The organism is Vibrio sp. Vb2131 (genome assembly GCF_033338535.1).
Lineage (GTDB): Bacteria > Pseudomonadota > Gammaproteobacteria > Enterobacterales > Vibrionaceae > Vibrio > Vibrio alginolyticus.
The window spans coordinates 1-787 of sequence record NZ_JAWOSW010000063.1; the positions used below are offsets into that span (position 1 = coordinate 1).

The 787-nt window shown below is 44.6% G+C and carries 1 pseudogene; it reads left to right on the forward strand.

Annotated elements, in window-relative coordinates:
* Window positions 1–171: 171 nt before the first annotated feature.
* Window positions 172–787: pseudogene (locus tag R7E38_RS22865) on the forward strand (GGDEF domain-containing protein); the annotation flags it as partial.

The following is a 787-nucleotide window of genomic DNA, read 5'->3' on the forward strand; positions in this document are numbered from 1 at the left end:
TTTGTCTTTTTTGTGGGACGAAATCGTTTCTACATCGAAAGTTGGTGATTTATTATTCACTACAGAATGCATGGGAAAGCATGCGCGGTGTGACCATTGTCATTCACGTGCAAAATAATAATCAAAACTTCCCACCACACTGAAGTAACTACCCATCAGGGAATAATAATAATGTCGCAATTTTATAAGCTCAGAGCGTTGTCGCTTGTGTTTTGGTTCGTGTTTTTGACGACCAAAGTCTACGCACAAAGCCCTGAGCCAAAAGATAAGTTTCTGCAATCTCTTGAAGGGATTGAGAGCCAAATTTACGCGCTGCCACAAAGTTCACTAGCACAAATCGAATCATTAGAAGAAGACTCTCTACTGCAAAACCAGCCCAAGGATCTGTTGATTCGTTATTGGCTGGCGAAGTCGACCGTTCTTGAGTTGTTAGGGCGCGATAAAGAGAGCTTAGCAGTGGTAGATAAAGGGCTGAGTTTGACACCAGAACAAAGCCAAGAGCACTTGCTGTTCAAGCTGATCCAAATTCGAGCCATGATGGGCAATCGAGATATCGATACCGCGCTCTCGTCGTTGGATGCTTTGCTTGAAACATCACGAGAAAAAGGTGACAAGAAATTGGAATCGGAAGTTCTGTTGCTCAAAGGTCGTTACTACGATGAGCAAGGGGACTATAAGAAATCGTACGCGGCGTTGATGTCTTCGATGGAAGCGGCGGAGTCATCAGGTGCGCAGGGCTTAGTCGAACGAGCAGCACTAGAGCTCGGTGATGTATTGGTAAAAATTC